Raw genomic sequence first — 14,077 nt, 5'->3', positions numbered from 1 at the left:
ACTCCGTGAATGTGTCGTTGAAAGTCTATAGCCCATGCCGGCGCGCGAAGCGCTCGAACAGGGTGGGCCAGGGGTGTTCCTCGCCATCTTCCTGCATCGGCAGGCCATGGCCGCCCTTCTCGAAGATGTGCAGCTCGGACGGGATCTTCGCCGCCTGGAGCGCGACGAACATGGTGAGGCTGTTCGCCGGTGGCACCACCGGATCGTCGGCGGCGTGCGCGACGAAGCTGGGCGGCATGTCGGCGGGCAGGGCGCTTTCGGCGGAGAAGCGCGCGATCCGCTCGGCGCTCATATCCTTGCCCAGCAGCTCGCGGCGCGACTGGCCGTGCGCGTGCGGGTCGCGCATCGTGATGACCGGGAAGAACAGGCCGGCGACGACGGGGCGCGGCGATTGCCGGTCGGCGGCGTCGACGGGCTTGTAAGTGTCGAGCGCGAAGCGGCTGGCCAGCCGCGCGGCGAGGTGCCCGCCCGCGGAGAAGCCGATCGCAGCGACGCGCGTCGGATCGATCTTCCACTTCGTCGCGCCGGCGCGGATCAGCCGCATCGCGCGCTGCGCATCCTGCAGCGGCGCGTCGGGGCCGGCGGCCCAGCCGTCGTGCGGAAGGCGATAGAGCAGCTCGAACACGGTGTAGCCGCGCGCGGTGAAAGCGCGCGAGATCGACGATCCCTCGCGCCCGAGCGCGACACGGGCATAGCCGCCGCCGGGGATCATCAGGATCGCGCCGCCGTTGGGGCTCGCCGCGGGGACGACGTTGAGCATCGGCGTGGCGATATGCGGCCACGCGATGTCGTCGGCCGGGCCGGTGGGCGAGCGTTTGACCACTTCGTCGCGCACGGCGAGGCCTTCGCCGCCCGGCGCTCGGCCCGGCCAGAGCGGCAGGCGTTCGGTGACGATCGGCTGGGCGCGAAGCGGCAGCGGGGCTGCGACTGCCGCGGCGACCGATCCCGCCAGCAGGGTGCGACGGCTGATCGTCACTTGAGCTCCGCCGGCGTCGCGGGTGCCGGGACCATGTGCACCGGCAGGCCGCCCTTGACGTTGCGCAGCGTGACGAGCCTCACGTCCTCCAGCCCATTGCCAGGCGCGCCGTCCGAGGTGACGGCGAGCGCGATGCTGTTGCGCCCGCGATGGTTGAGGATCCCCTCGGGGATCGGGAAGACGCGCTGCGGGCCGATATGGGCGATGAACTGGCCCATGTTCCAGCCGTTGACGAAGATCAGCACGCGATAGGCGCCCGGCGACCGCGGCTTGGCAGTGTCGCCGAACGCGAGGCCGATCGTCGCGTCCTGTCCCTTGGGCACGTCGAGGTCAAAGCTGGTGCGGTACCAGCTCGTCCCCGGCGCCGCCTGGCTGGCGGGGAGGCTCGCCGGTTTCCAGCCGCGATCGTCGAAGCCCGGCAGATACCAGCCCTGGCGCTCGCCGAACTGGCCGCCGTTGTTGGCGACGCCGCGCACCGGATCGGCGATGTCCTCGCCGCCGGCCCGGCCCTGGATCTTCCACGCGATCGGAACCGAGAAGCTGGGGCCGACGACCGGCTCGATCGAGACTGAGACGAGCCCACGGGCCTCCTTGTGGAAGTCATCGGCGTCGAGGTCCCAATTGTGGCCGTTGTTGCGCAGCATCACCGAGACGACGTGCTCGCCGGGGGTGCGCGCGGCGTCGGGCAGGTCGAGCGCGGCGGCTGCAGTGGTGATCGGGCGCGGCAGCCCGCCGAGCAGCTCGTGCTCGCCGACGAGCTTACCGTCGAGGAAGACCTGGATCATCCCCGATCCGCCCGCGCCGTAATGCAGCCGGATGCGCTGCGCGTCGGGCGTGCCGGTGAAGCGGCCGCGGTACCAGACGTCGCCTTCATGGAAGCCATAGGCGTCCATCAGCATGTTGGGCTGGCCGTCGGCGCGCGCGGTGATGCTGGCATAGGGGCGGTTGTCGATCGCCTGCCAGGCGCTGTCGTCGAAGGCGGGCGCGGCTTCGGGCGAGCCCTCGGCCATGCGCCAGCCGGTGAGCGCGGGGAGCGTCACCTCGGCGGGGCCGGCGAGCGGTTTGCTTGCCACGAGGCTGCCGCTGGCGCTGCGCGTCGCGGCGACCCTGGCGCCGTTCCAGGTCAAGCTGCGCGCGCCGGTCCACGCCTCGAGCGGCTCGGCAGCGCGGGTGTCGCCGGTGAGCGCGAGCGTGCCCCCCTTGGCGGTGGCGCTGCGCACCAGCGCGGGGCCGCGGACGAGCGTGTCGCCCATGCGCCAGAACTTCGCGCCCTCGTCCTCGTCGCCGATTAGCAGCAGCAGGTCGGGCCGCCCGCCACCGCTGATATGGACGCGGGCGAGGCCGTTGTGGGCGTAGCTGAGCTTGAGGTCGCCGACGGTGCTGAAGGTGGAGGTCACGTGGCCTTCGAGCACGGTCACCTTGGGCTCGCTGGCGTAGCGCAGCACCGTCTCTCCCGCCTCGCCCGTGCGGCCATAGACCAGCATCAGGTCCCGCCCGTCCTGCTGGAGCGCGGCCTGGAGCTCGGAAGTCGAATAGACCAGCCGCTGCCCGCCCAGGTTGACGCCCGCGACGAGCCACTTGGCGTCGAAGCCGTTGAGCTCGAGCGGCAGCGTGTAGCGGCCGTCGGGCAGGTCGGCGGTGACGCTGAAGCGCTCGTTCGACTGGCCGTTCGAGGGCTTGTGGGTGACGAGCAGGAAGCGCGCGCCGGTCTCGGGGCTCTTGTTGTGATAGACTTGGATCTTGTCGGTCGAGATCTGCACCTGCCCCGCGGGGATCATGCCCGCAAGGTCGGGGACGCTCTGGATCAGCCCGGCGAGTTGCTTGAGCTCCTCCGCCTTGGGGCGCACCTCGCGCGTCTCGGAGAAGGCGGCGCCGTAATCATAGCTGGTGAACACCACCGGCGCCGGCAGCCAGCCCCAGCTCGTGCCGCCGAAGCCCATGTAGAAGCTCTGGATGCCGATGCCGTTGGCGAGGTTGGTGCCGTAGAACACCCGCTGGAAGCGGCGGCCGCGCTGGATCGCGTTGCACTCGTATCCGCCGTTCGAGCCCCAATAGTCGAACCAGCCGCCGCCGAACTCGGCCAGGAAGCCCGGCGTGTTCGGCGAGGCCGAGGCGCCGCCGCGCGCGCCGCCGGGGCCGTAATAGCCCCAGTCGGGCGCCGCGCTCCCGCGGGTGGGCTGGCCCTGCACGGTGCAGGTCCCGCCGGGGTAGCCGTCGAAGGCGTAGAGGTCGTTCGGGCCCTCGACCGTCTTCTCGACGTTCGCGCCCTTGGGCACCCAATAGCCGTTGCGCCCCTGGTCGTTGTGGAAGATCGGCACGTTGATGCCGTCCGCCCCCGCCTTGGCGTAGAGGTGATCCATGTACCGGCGCTGCGCCGGGGTGGTCAGCGACAGCTCGTTCTCGATCTGGTGGAGGATGACGTTGCCCTTGTGGCCCTTGCCGTCCCCGTTGATCTGGTGGCGCGCAATGATCGCGTTGACCTGGGTCAGCCATTCGTCGGCGGCCGCGAGATATTCGGGATCGTCGGTGCGCGCGCGGACGCGCTGGTTGACCAGCCAGCCCGGAAAGCCGCCGCGCGTCAGCTCGGCGTTCACATAGGGCCCGGCGCGGGTGATGACGTAAAGGCCTTCCTCCTCCGCCATCGTCAGCAGCCGATCGATGTCGCGGATGCCGCTGAAATCATAGACGCCGCGCTTCGGGCTGTGGAATCCCCAGTCGAAATAGAAGGCGACGGTGTTGAACCCGCTCGCCTTCATCTTCTGCAGCACGTCGCGCCACAGGTCGGGCGAGGGCAGGCGGAAGGCGTGCATCTCGCTCGACCAGATGATCATGCGCTTGCCGTCTATCATCAGCGAGCGCGAGTCGTACGAGACACGGCCGAAGTGCTTCACCGGCGCGTCGAAGTTCGCCGTCGGGCGGGCTTCCTGCGCGAGCGCGGGGGCGGCGACCAGCATGGTCGCGGCGAGGAGGGCGGTGCGGATCATGCGAGGTGGAACAAAGGCTCGAGCGGCCATTCGCGCGGCTTGTTGTCGGGCTCCACTTCCATCAGCGGCGCCATGTAATCCCACCATTTGCGCATGATCGGATGGCCGGGCAGCGCGTCGCGCTCATTGTCGTCGGTGAGCTTGAGCACCGCGAACAGCGACAGCGTCTCGGGATCGAGGAAGATCGAATAGTCGCGGATGCCGCTGTCGTGCAGCAGCGCGGCGAGCTCGGGCCAGATCGCGTCGTGGCGGGCCCGGTACTCGTCGATCACGCCCGGCTTGAGCTGCATGCGGAAAGCGTGGGTGGTCGTCATGCCCCTCTCCATTGTCCCAATTTATGGGATAATCATGCACTATCTGGTAGTATAATGCGGGCGGCGCGTCAAACCTAAGCGGGCCAATAATCCGCGCGCTCGGCATGCGCCACCCGCGTATCGTCGAGCAGCACCGGCGGGCGGGGATCGTGGGTTTCGCGGCGCAGCCGCAGCCCGTTGACCTCGAGCCCCGCCACGTGCCGCGCCCAGAAGCCCCAGGCAGGCGTGGGGCCGAACATGCTCGGCTCGGGATAGGCATCGGCCAGCTCGGCGGGTGCGGCGGGGACGGGTTCGGAGAAGCCGCCATCGAAGCCCAGGTCTATGTCGCGCAGCCGCACCTCCTCGATCGGCTTGCCCGGCAATCCGGCGAGGATCGCGCCGAAGCGCGGATCGATCCCGCGCGCGACCAGGCTGCGCACCTCCACGCCCCGGATCGCGCCCACCCCTGTGCCCTCGGGCCCACGCAGCCGGGCGCCGAGGCGGAGGAACAGCGGCGCAGTGGTCACTTCCTCCATGACAATATTCTCGGCCAGCACATCCTCGATCGTGCCGCCGTCGACACTCTCGATCGCCAGCCCGCGGCTGCGCTCGAAGCGGCAATCGGAGATGCGGAGGCGGCGGAAGTCGCCGTTGCTCTCGGTGCCCAGCTTGATCCGCCCGGTGACGCGGTCGCGATCGGGGGCGAGCTGCTGGGTGCGCTGGCGCGTGCCGTCGAGCATCGTGCCGAGATCGTAGCCGGTGACGATGCAGCCGCGCACTTCGATATCCTCGCACGCCGCGCGGCGGCCGAGCGCGAGGCTGGTCTTGAGCACGATCGCGTCGTCGTTGGGCGAATTGACGCGGCAGCGCTCGACCCGCGCCCGGCGGACGCAGTCGAGGTCGAGCCCATCGCGGTTGGTGTCGATCACCAGGTCGAACAGGTCGAGATCGTCGACTTCGCTGGCGAGCACCGCGAAATGGCCGCCCTTGAAGATCGTCAGCCCCTCGATCCGGATGCGGCGGCAATGCGCGAGTGCGATCGCCTTGTTGCCCATGCCCAGCATCGCCTGGCGGCTCTGCTCGAGCTTCGCGACGTCGTGCGCGGGCATCGCCGCCATCGACAGCGGACGCTCGCCCGCCTGCTTGCTCCACGGCGTGCCCGGGCCGTTGCGCGTCAGGCCCAGTCCATCGATCCGGCCCTTGCCGATGATCGCAATATCCTCGGCGCCGTCGGCCCAGATCAGGCTGTTGTGCCAATGGCTGTGGCCGAAATCCTGGTAGAGCTGGGGCCCGCGCTCCTCGGGCAGGTCATAGGCGCCCAAAGGACCCTTTTCCGCGGCGACCAGCGTGGCGCCGGCCTCGACCGCGAGCGTGACCTTGCTGCGGAGCTGGAGCGAGAAGCTCAGATAGCGGCCCGGCGGCAGCACCACCACGCCGCCGCCCGCAGCCTCTGCAGCACGGATCGCGGCGTTGATCGCGGGGGAATCGAGCGCGGCGCCGTCGCCCCTGGCACCGTGATCGCGGACGTCGAAGACCTTGCCGGTGCGCATCAAACGCCCCCTAGGTCATCCCCGCAAAGGCGGGGACTCAGGGTCGCGCGCGGCGTCCTTCGCAACTTTGGGTCCCCGCCTTCGCGGGGATCGCGGCAGTGGGGTAAGGCCATCAATTCCCCGCCGGCCGCACGTCGCTGGCAGCGATGCTGGGCGCGATATGAAGCGACTCCAGCGCCGGACGCGCGGGATCGAAGCTGCGGAACTCCGGCTTCAGATGCGCCCCCAGCTCGGGCACCTGCGCCGCGATCCCCGCCGCGACCGCGCGTGCGAGCAGCCAGGCGCCGGGGTTGTTGTGGTGCGTCTTGTCCGCGCCGCCGTCGTTGAACAGCAAAGGCGAACGCTCGGGGCCGAGCGCTTCGTAAAGCGCGATCGTGTCGGTCTGCAGGTCGATCAGCGGCACCCGATCCTCGCGCGCCACCTTGCGCATCGCCTCGGCATAGTCGGCGAGCGTGTGGCGGATGCGGCCCTGGTCGAAGTTGCGGCGCTCGGGGCTGGTGACGAGCACCGGGTGCGCGCCGCGCCGCCGCGCCTCGGCGATGAAGGCGCGCAGCCAGGCGGGGTAGGCGAACTTCGGGTCCGAATAGGTCTGCGGCCACTGCTCCTTCTGGTCGTTGTGCCCGAACTGGATGAGCAGCCAGTCGCCGGCCTTCATGCCCGAGAGCAGCTTGTCGAGCCGATGCGCAGTGACGAACGACTTGAGCGTCTCGCCCGATTCCGCATGGTTCGCCACTGCCACATCGGAGGCGAAGAAGGCGGGGAGCATCTGCCCCCAGCTCGCCGCCGGCTCGGCGCGCTGGTCGGTCACGGTCGAATCGCCGGCGAGGTAGACGGTCGGCACCTCCACGGGCTCGATGTCGATCGAGGCGACGTGCGGATCGCCGAGGAACTCGAGCGTGAGCTTGTCGTCCCAGGTGTAGCTGCCCGCCTCGCGCGACTTGAGCTGCACGGCCACGCCGCCCGGTGCATTCGCCGGCGGCGGCGCGAGCGCAGCGGTGCGCACGTTCACGATGAAGCTCGCGGTGACATATTTGCCCGGGCGGGTCGCGACGTCCGCGAGCATCAGCCGGCGGGATTCTGCTTTGATCGTGGTGCGCCCACTCAGGCGCACGGTCACGCGGTAATTGCCCTCGGGCACTGTGGCGGAGAAGAGGAATTCGCCGCCGCGGCGCTCGGGCTCATAGCCGAAACCGCCGGGCGCGTAGGGCTTGTCGGCCGGAACCGCGATTCGGCCGGGAGCGGACTTCGCGTCCGGGGCCAGATCGAAGTGAAGGGGCTGGGCCATCGCCATCTGCAACGCGACTAGCAGCATTGCCGATCACCTTCGGTCATCCGGACGTGTCCGTCATCCCCCCGAAGGCGGGGACCCAGAGCCGCGAAGGGGGTCGCTTGCGATTCCTGGGTCCCCGCCTTCGCGGGGATGACGAAATGGGTGCGAGTGGTGGCTGAGCGGTTCATCGCGCCCCCAGGAAATAGGAAGTGTGCGGCGGCTGGTTGTACGCGGTGTTCTGCCAGGCGATGCCGAGCCGATAGACGGGATCGTGCATCAGCGTGACGATGCGCTCCTGCGTCGGGATCGGCGTGGCGTAGATGCGCAACTCGCGGCTGTCGGCGGTCGGCACCACCAGCTCCTCGCGCCAGTCGCCGAGCAGATCGGCCGAGAGCGAGGGGTTCTGCTTGGTGCCGTTGTTGGAGACCACGCCCTCGGGATCGAGCAGCGGCTTCTCGGTGCTCGTGGTCCAGTCCCATTTGGTGATCTTCTTGCCGTCGAGCAGCTCGCGCAAGCGGTCGCCGTCCCACCAGATGCCCGAATTGGCCGCACGCGGGTGGCCGCCCGGGATGATATTGCCCTTCACGTCGTAGAGCTCGCGCGAATTGCTTGCCCAGGCCTCGGCGCCGGGATGGCGGGGATCGATGTCGATCGCGATGCCGCGACCGGTGTCCTTGTCCGCCGGCGTCGACCAGAGGAGGGCGCCGGTGCGCGCGTCGAGCATCGCCGCGCCGCGGTTGCCGCTCATCCGCATGTTCTCGTGCACGCCGAACTTCTCGAGGCCCGGGCGGGTGGGATCGAGGTCCGAGACGTGCATCGCATCGCCGTGGCCCAGGCCCGACGACCACAGCCCCTTGCCGTTGTCGTCGACCACCATCGATCCGTAGAAGACCTCGTCGCGCCCGTCGCCGTCGACGTCGGCGATCGAGAGCTGGTGATTGCCGTTGCCGCCGAACTTCTCGTTGCCCGGCGTCGCGCTGTCGAACAGCCAGCGCTGCGTCAGCTTGCCGTCGCGCCAGTCCCACGCCGCGATCGTCGAGCGCGCATAATAGCCGCGGCCGAAGACCAGGCTGGGCCGGTGCCCGTCGAGATAGGCGACGCCAGCGAGATAGCGTTCGGAGCGGTTGCCGTATCCGTCGCCCCAGCTCGCCGCCATCTGTTCCTGCGTCGGCGTGGCGGTGCCGGCGACGAGCGGGGGCGAATAGGGCGCGGTCGCCAGCGCCTTGCCCGTGCGGCCGTCGAAGACGGTCAGATATTCGGGACCCGAGAGGATACGGCCGAGCGTGCGCGCCACCATCTTGCCCTCGGCATTGGTGGCCGATCCGGTGCGGTCGGTCGAGGCGACTTCGCCGCCCTTGCTGCGCCAGTCGGCATTGGCGTCCCCGATCACGGTACCAGTGCCGTCGACGGTGCCGTCGGCGGTCTTCATCGCGACTTCGGCGCGGCCGTCGCCGTCGAGGTCATAGACCATGAACTGGGTGTAGTGCGCGCCCGAGCGGATGTTGCGGCCCAGGTCGATCCGCCACAGCTTCTTGCCGTCGAGCGTATAGGCGTCGATCAGCGTCTCGCCGGTATAGCCGGCAAAGGCATTGTCCTTGGCGATCGTCGGATACCATTTGACGATCAGCTCGTAGCGCCCGTCGCCATCGAGGTCGCCGGCCGAGGCATCGTTGAGCGTGTAGCCGTACGTCTCGCCGTCGGGCGTGGTGCGGTCGGCGGGCTTGTCGAGCGGGATGGCGAGATAGCCGCCGGCCCAGGGAGTCACTGCGGCGCCCGGTTTGCCGTTGCCGACGGCGAGCGTGTAGCGCGAGTTCGGCTTGCCCTGCTTGTCGAGCACGCTGGTCGCGCCGGTGCCGCTCACGCGCGCGATCGCCTTGCCGTCACGATAGAGCGTGAAGCGCGTGCTCTTGGCGTCGGTGCCGAGCAGCCGCCACGCGACGTGGTTGCTGCCGCCCTCGGCCACCGGGACCGCGACCAGCCCGCGGTCGAGCTGCTCGACTTGCCGGCCCGCAATGGCGGGCGCGGCCTGCGCCGCAGCCGGGCTCATTGCCGCGATGATGAGCGTCCCCAGCATATCCTGTCCCTCTCCCCTGACTCGTTGGGCGCGATGCTGCTCCGGCGCCTCGTGCGAGTCAATTGTTTCCCATTAAATGATACGCGCGCTTACATTGCGGGAGTATTTCCTGCAGGCAAAAAGAAGGGCCGCGATCCCCCGGGAGATCGCGGCCCGCCTTGCCTCGGCCGGGGAATGTCAGCGCAGCGTCAGCACCACCACCGATGCGGCCGGCAGCGTCGCCGACAGCGAACCGTTGGCCAGCGTCGCGCCGGTGAAGGGCGCGGGCTTCACCGTCTCGGGCGCGTCGAAGCTGTTGTGCGCCTGGATCGGCGCGGTGAGCACCTCGCCATCGACCGTGGTCGCGCTCACGCCCGAGAGCGCGGCGCTCACCGTCGCGGGGCGGTTGGGGTCGGTGTTGACCAGCGCGACATGGACCAGCCCGTCGGTGCCGCGGGCGGCGGTGGCGCTGACCGAGGGCACCACCCACTGCTCCTTGTTGTACCAGCTCGACTTGATGTCGATCGGCAGGAAGGTCGCGTCCTGGAACGGCTTGTACATGTGGAAGACGTGGTAGGTGGGTGTCAGCACCATCTTCGGCCCGTCGGTCAGGATCATCGCCTGAAGGACGTTCACCATCTGCGCGATGTTGGTCATGCGCACGCGATCGGCGTGGCGGGTGAAGATGTTGATGTTGAGCGCCGCCACGATCGCGTCGCGCATCGTGTTCTGCTGGTAGAGGAAGCCCGGATTGGTGCCTGGCTCGACATCGTACCAGGTGCCCCATTCGTCCACGGCCATGTTCACGCGCTTGGTGGGATCATATTTGTCCATGATCGCGCCGTGCTTGGTGATCAGCTCTTCCATCTTGAGCGTCTTGGAGAGCGTGCGGGCGTATTCCTCCTCGTCGAAGGCAGTCGCCGAGCCCTTTTGCTGCCAGGTGCCGGGGACGGTGTAGTAATGGACGCCGATGCCGTCGATCTTGCGGCCGGCCTCGCGCATCATCACTTCGGTCCAGTTATAGTCGTCGCTGTTCGCGCCGCTGGCCATCTTGGCGGGACGGTTGCCCTGCGGCGCCTTGATGAATTCGCCGTAGCGGCGCGTCAGGTCCGCGGCATATTCGGGGCGCATGCTGCCGCCGCAGCCCCACAGCTCGTTGCCGATGCCGAAATAGGGGAGCTTCCACGGCTCCTTGCGGCCGTTCTTGGCGCGTTGCTCGGCGAGCATGCCGGCGGGCGCGGTCATGTACTCGACCCACTCGGCCATTTCCTGCGGCGTGCCGTTGCCGACATTGCCGGAGACATAGGCCTCGGCGCCGATCAGCTCGGCGAAGTCCATGAACTCGTGCGTGCCGAAGCTATTGGGCTCGGTGACGCCGCCCCAGTGGTTGTTGACCTTGATCGGGCGTTTGTTGCGGGGCCCGATGCCCTCGCGCCAGTGGTATTCGTCGGCGAAGCAGCCGCCGGGCCAGCGCACCACCGGCACCCTCAGGTCCTTGAGCGCGGCGACCACGTCGTTGCGATAGCCGCGGGTGTTGGGGATCTTCGAATTGGGCCCGACCCAGATGCCGCCATAGATGCCCGAGCCGAGGTGCTCGGCGAACTGGCTGAAGATCCGGCGGTCGATCTTGGGGCCGGGCGCGTCGGCGCGCAGGGTGAGCGTTGCCGCAGGTGCCGCCTGCTGCGCCAGCGCGGTGGCGGGGAGGCAGGCAGTGGAGGTGGCCAGGGCGACGGCGAACAGCAGGTTGCGCATGGGAATCCTCGCAAAAAAGATACGGGCCGCCGGTGAGGGCGGCCCGGTTGGAGAGACGGACTTAGAACTGGAAGTTGACGCCAAAGTTGATCGTACGCCCAATCCTGGTCTGGAACAGCGTGTCGCGGCGCGTGCTGTCGATGTAGAGGTTATTGCGCTCGTCGGTGAGGTTCTGCGCTTCCAGGATCACCTTAATGTGATCGTTGAAGGCGTAGGACGCGGAGGCATCGACGAACATGTTGGGCGAATTGCCCTGCAGGTCGCTGCCCGTCGAGGCCGGGATGCCGCGGATATAGCGATCACGATAGCTCGCCGTGGCACGGATGCTGAACTTCTTGTCCTCGTAGAACAGCGTGCCGCTGGCGGTGTTCTTCGACAGGCCGATCAGATCCGCCGTGGTCGTGACCGTCGGTACGCCATTGGCGCTCGCCAGGATGTACTCGATGGTCGAGGTGACGTGCGTGTAGTTGGCCAGCACGCCGAAGTGGCTCAGGAAGCCCGGCAGGAAGTCGAGCTGGACCTGCGCGTTGACTTCCACGCCCTCCAGCGGACCGCCCGGCGTGTTCACCGGCTGGCCGATCGTGAAGGTCTCGGTCGGCGCCGTGTTGGTGTTGTCCAGCAACTCCACGGGCAGGCCGAGCTCGTTGAACGGAATCTGGCTGGTGACGCGCTGGACGAAGCTCTTGATGTCCTTCTTGAAGTAGGCGACCGAGAGCAGCGATCCCGGCTTGAAATACCATTCGAGCGCCGCGTCGAACGTGTCGGCGCGGATGGGATCGAGATACGGGTTGTTGATGTTGCCGGTACGCGTCGTCGCGGTGATGCCGCTGGTCGGCGCCAGCTGGCCCAGCTCGGGCCGCGCCAGCACCTTGGCGGCCGAGAGGCGCAGCAGCAGGTCCGGCGTCAGATCGATGGCGACGTTGCCCGAGGGCAGCCAGTCGTCATAGCCGCGCAGCACCTGGGCATATTGGCCGCGCAGGTTGGTCGGCGTCGACCCTGCCGGCGCGGACACCGCGATATAGCCCGATGCGAGCATGTCGGTGCGGACATAGCGCACGCCGATGTCGCCGCGCATGTGCAGGAAGAAGTCCTCGCCGGTGTCGAAGGTCGTCATCGCGTAGAGGCTCTTGACGTCCTCGCGGATGCGCGACGCCCCGGCGCCGCACTCGACGCGGCAGAAGCGGACCGAGTCGAAGTCGAACACCTGGTCCCACTTGTCCGGGTCCACCGCGACCCAGCTTGCCGGAGCGCCGCTGCCGAAGAGCTTGTCGAGCCCGTCGATCGTGGTGGTGATGTCCGCCAAAGTGGTACCCGCAGGCAGCGCGCGGACGATCGTGTCGGCACTGTAGGGCGACGAATTCCAGGCCGAATAGTCGCTCCGGCGGTACTGGGCACCGACCTTGAGCTTGACGCCCTGGGTGACGTTCCAGTCGGTGTTCACCTCGGCCGTCAGATTGTCGGTCTGGTTCTTCGACGGCTTGCCCTGGAAGCTGAAGCCGCCCAGCACGGTGCCATCCGAAAGCGCAGGCGCGTAGCTGAAGTTGGCCGGGTTGGCGACGTCGAATCCGAACCCAAGCTTCGGGACCGAACCGCCATCGCGGAAGTCGATCGAGAAATTGTCGGTGTCGATCGCGTCGATGAAGGTCTGGAAGCGCTTCGGACCCCACCAGACCGACTGGTTCATGCCGAAGAACATGGTCAGCTCGAGGCTGTCGTTGAACCGGTGACGGAAGTTCAGGTTGCCCTGCTTGAAGTCCGAGATCCAGTGGTCGACCAGCCCTTCGGAGCGCACGTCGACGCCGTCGAACAGGCCATAGACGAGCGAGCCGTTCTGATCGAACTCGACGTCGCGCACCGACGTCATCGGCTGGCCGTTGTTGGTGACGCTGCGGCCGAATGAGATGCCGGCGATGTAGTTGTCGCGGCGCGTGACGTCGTAGCGCGAATAGAGCGCGTCGACACTGATATCGGTGTCGTCATCGGGCGAGAACTGCAGCGTTAGCGTCCCGCCGAGCCGCTCGGTGTCCTGCTCCGAGTTCACGTAGCGCGGCAGGCGCGGCAGGAAGGCCTGGGTGCCGCCGACGACGGTGATGGCGCCGGTTCTCGGGTTGGTGGTAACGGTCACCCCGTGGTTGAACACGTCGGCGAAGGCGGCGGGGTCGCTGGCACGCGGATTGCCCGTGCTGCAATTGGCAGCCGTCGCGCCCTTGCCGGCGAGGCCGATGATCGGGCTGTTGTAGACGTTCCCGTTGTATGTGAAGCCTCCGACCGGAGTGCAGAACGGGAAGGAAATGGTCGAGCCCGCCGGCGCGCCGAGCAGGGGCTGGGCAAGGCCGTTGGTGTTGGAGGCCAGGATGTCCACCGCCGAATAGCCGACTTCGCGGATGTGGCGCTTCTGATAGGCGAAGGAGCCGAGGATGCCGAAGGTGCCGTCGGCGAACTTCTTGGAGACCAGCAGCGACGCGCGCGGGTCCACCTTCTTGCTGATCTCGTTGTACACGCCGCGTGCGGTGGCGGAGAGCGTGAAATCCTTGTCGAAATCGAGCGGCTTGGGCGCCTTCAGGTCGACCGTCGCGCCCAGCGAGCCTTCCTCCACATCGGCGGACGTGGTCTTGCGGACCGACAGCGCCGAGAAGATTTCGGACGGGAAGACGTTGAAGTCGAAGCTGCGGCCCGAGTTGCCCGCGCCGTAGATGTCCGACGAGCCCGTCTGCGACGTGCCTTCCATCCCGTTGATGCGCACGCGCGTGAAGCCGGCGCCGAGGCCGCGGACCGAGATGTTGCGGCCTTCGCCGCCGTCACCGCGCGAGAGCGCGATGCCCGGGACGCGCTGCATCGATTCGGCGAGGTTGCTGTCGGGGAACTTGCCGATGTCCTCGGCAACGATGCTGTCGACCGCGGCGGTCTCGTTGCGCTTCTGGTTGAGCGCAGTGTTCAGCGAGGCGCGGAAGCCCGAGACGACGATCTCCGGCTCGTCGGCCTGCGCCGCGGCGGCCGGATCGGCGGCGGGCGTTTCCTGCGCCAGTGCCGGGGCGCTCCAGGCAAGCGCTACGGCGAGTGCCGCTCCCGAGATCCCGAACTGAGTCGAAAAGCCGGCACGAACAAAACCCTTGCGTGTCATTCTTCCCCTCCTTTGAATTCTGGGCGGCCGCATGGGGCTCGCTCTCATTTTTTGTTATTCTGTCCCAACATGTATGAC

8 protein-coding genes are annotated in these 14,077 nt (G+C 68.1%); all 8 read right to left on the bottom strand.

Going from position 1 to position 14,077, the window contains the following annotated elements; all coding sequences use genetic code 11:
- Positions 1–25: 25 nt before the first annotated feature.
- The 8 genes from J7500_RS07360 to J7500_RS07325 all read right to left on the bottom strand — a co-directional run bounded on the left by J7500_RS07360 (position 26) and on the right by J7500_RS07325 (position 13,999).
- On the bottom strand, positions 26–976 hold the full coding sequence (locus tag J7500_RS07360) for an alpha/beta hydrolase (protein WP_294061003.1): 951 nt from the start codon (positions 974–976) through the stop codon (positions 26–28).
- Positions 973–3,960, bottom strand: coding sequence for a beta-galactosidase (locus tag J7500_RS07355; RefSeq protein WP_294061002.1), 2,988 nt, complete (start codon positions 3,958–3,960; stop codon positions 973–975). Before J7500_RS07355 ends, J7500_RS07360 begins: the two co-directional genes overlap by 4 nt.
- Positions 3,957–4,274 (bottom strand): L-rhamnose mutarotase, encoded by a 318-nt coding sequence (locus J7500_RS07350; protein ID WP_294061001.1) that lies wholly within the window; start codon positions 4,272–4,274, stop codon positions 3,957–3,959. Before J7500_RS07350 ends, J7500_RS07355 begins: the two co-directional genes overlap by 4 nt.
- 74 nt (positions 4,275–4,348) lie before the next feature.
- Positions 4,349–5,803 carry a glycoside hydrolase family 28 protein gene (locus tag J7500_RS07345; protein WP_294061000.1) on the bottom strand — a complete coding sequence of 485 codons (1,455 nt, stop codon included), beginning with the start codon at positions 5,801–5,803 and terminating at the stop codon, positions 4,349–4,351.
- Between the two features lie 112 nt (positions 5,804–5,915).
- The gene (locus J7500_RS07340) at positions 5,916–7,088 is read right to left on the bottom strand and encodes a rhamnogalacturonan acetylesterase (RefSeq protein ID WP_294060999.1); all 1,173 of its coding nucleotides are present in this window, start codon (positions 7,086–7,088) and stop codon (positions 5,916–5,918) included.
- 169 nt (positions 7,089–7,257) lie between these two features.
- Positions 7,258–9,147, bottom strand: coding sequence for a rhamnogalacturonan lyase (locus tag J7500_RS07335; RefSeq protein ID WP_294060998.1), 1,890 nt, complete (start codon positions 9,145–9,147; stop codon positions 7,258–7,260).
- 177 nt (positions 9,148–9,324) lie between these two features.
- Positions 9,325–10,878 (bottom strand): alpha-L-arabinofuranosidase C-terminal domain-containing protein, encoded by a 1,554-nt coding sequence (locus J7500_RS07330; protein WP_294060997.1) that lies wholly within the window; start codon positions 10,876–10,878, stop codon positions 9,325–9,327.
- A 61-nt stretch (positions 10,879–10,939) separates the two neighbouring features.
- A complete protein-coding gene (locus tag J7500_RS07325) occupies positions 10,940–13,999 on the bottom strand; it encodes a TonB-dependent receptor (RefSeq protein WP_294060996.1) in 3,060 nt (1,019 codons plus the stop codon).
- Between the last annotated feature and the right edge of the window lie 78 nt (positions 14,000–14,077).

The organism is Sphingomonas sp. (assembly GCF_017744835.1).
Classification (GTDB): Bacteria; Pseudomonadota; Alphaproteobacteria; order Sphingomonadales; family Sphingomonadaceae; genus Sphingomonas.
The sequence above is the reverse complement of the archived record's forward strand: the minus strand, read 5'-3'. Positions and strand labels throughout refer to the sequence as shown.

Excerpts from the sequence above, each read along its gene's own strand:
- J7500_RS07325 (WP_294060996.1), bottom strand. The coding sequence starts at position 13,999 with ATGACACGCAAGGGTTTTGTTCGTGCCGGCTTTTCGACTCAGTTCGGG.
- J7500_RS07330 (WP_294060997.1), bottom strand. The coding sequence starts at position 10,878 with ATGCGCAACCTGCTGTTCGCCGTCGCCCTGGCCACCTCCACTGCCTGC.
- J7500_RS07345 (WP_294061000.1), bottom strand. The coding sequence starts at position 5,803 with ATGCGCACCGGCAAGGTCTTCGACGTCCGCGATCACGGTGCCAGGGGC.
- J7500_RS07350 (WP_294061001.1), bottom strand. The coding sequence starts at position 4,274 with ATGACGACCACCCACGCTTTCCGCATGCAGCTCAAGCCGGGCGTGATC.
- J7500_RS07355 (WP_294061002.1), bottom strand. The coding sequence starts at position 3,960 with ATGATCCGCACCGCCCTCCTCGCCGCGACCATGCTGGTCGCCGCCCCC.
- J7500_RS07335 (WP_294060998.1), bottom strand. The coding sequence starts at position 9,147 with ATGCTGGGGACGCTCATCATCGCGGCAATGAGCCCGGCTGCGGCGCAG.
- J7500_RS07340 (WP_294060999.1), bottom strand. The coding sequence starts at position 7,088 with ATGGCCCAGCCCCTTCACTTCGATCTGGCCCCGGACGCGAAGTCCGCT.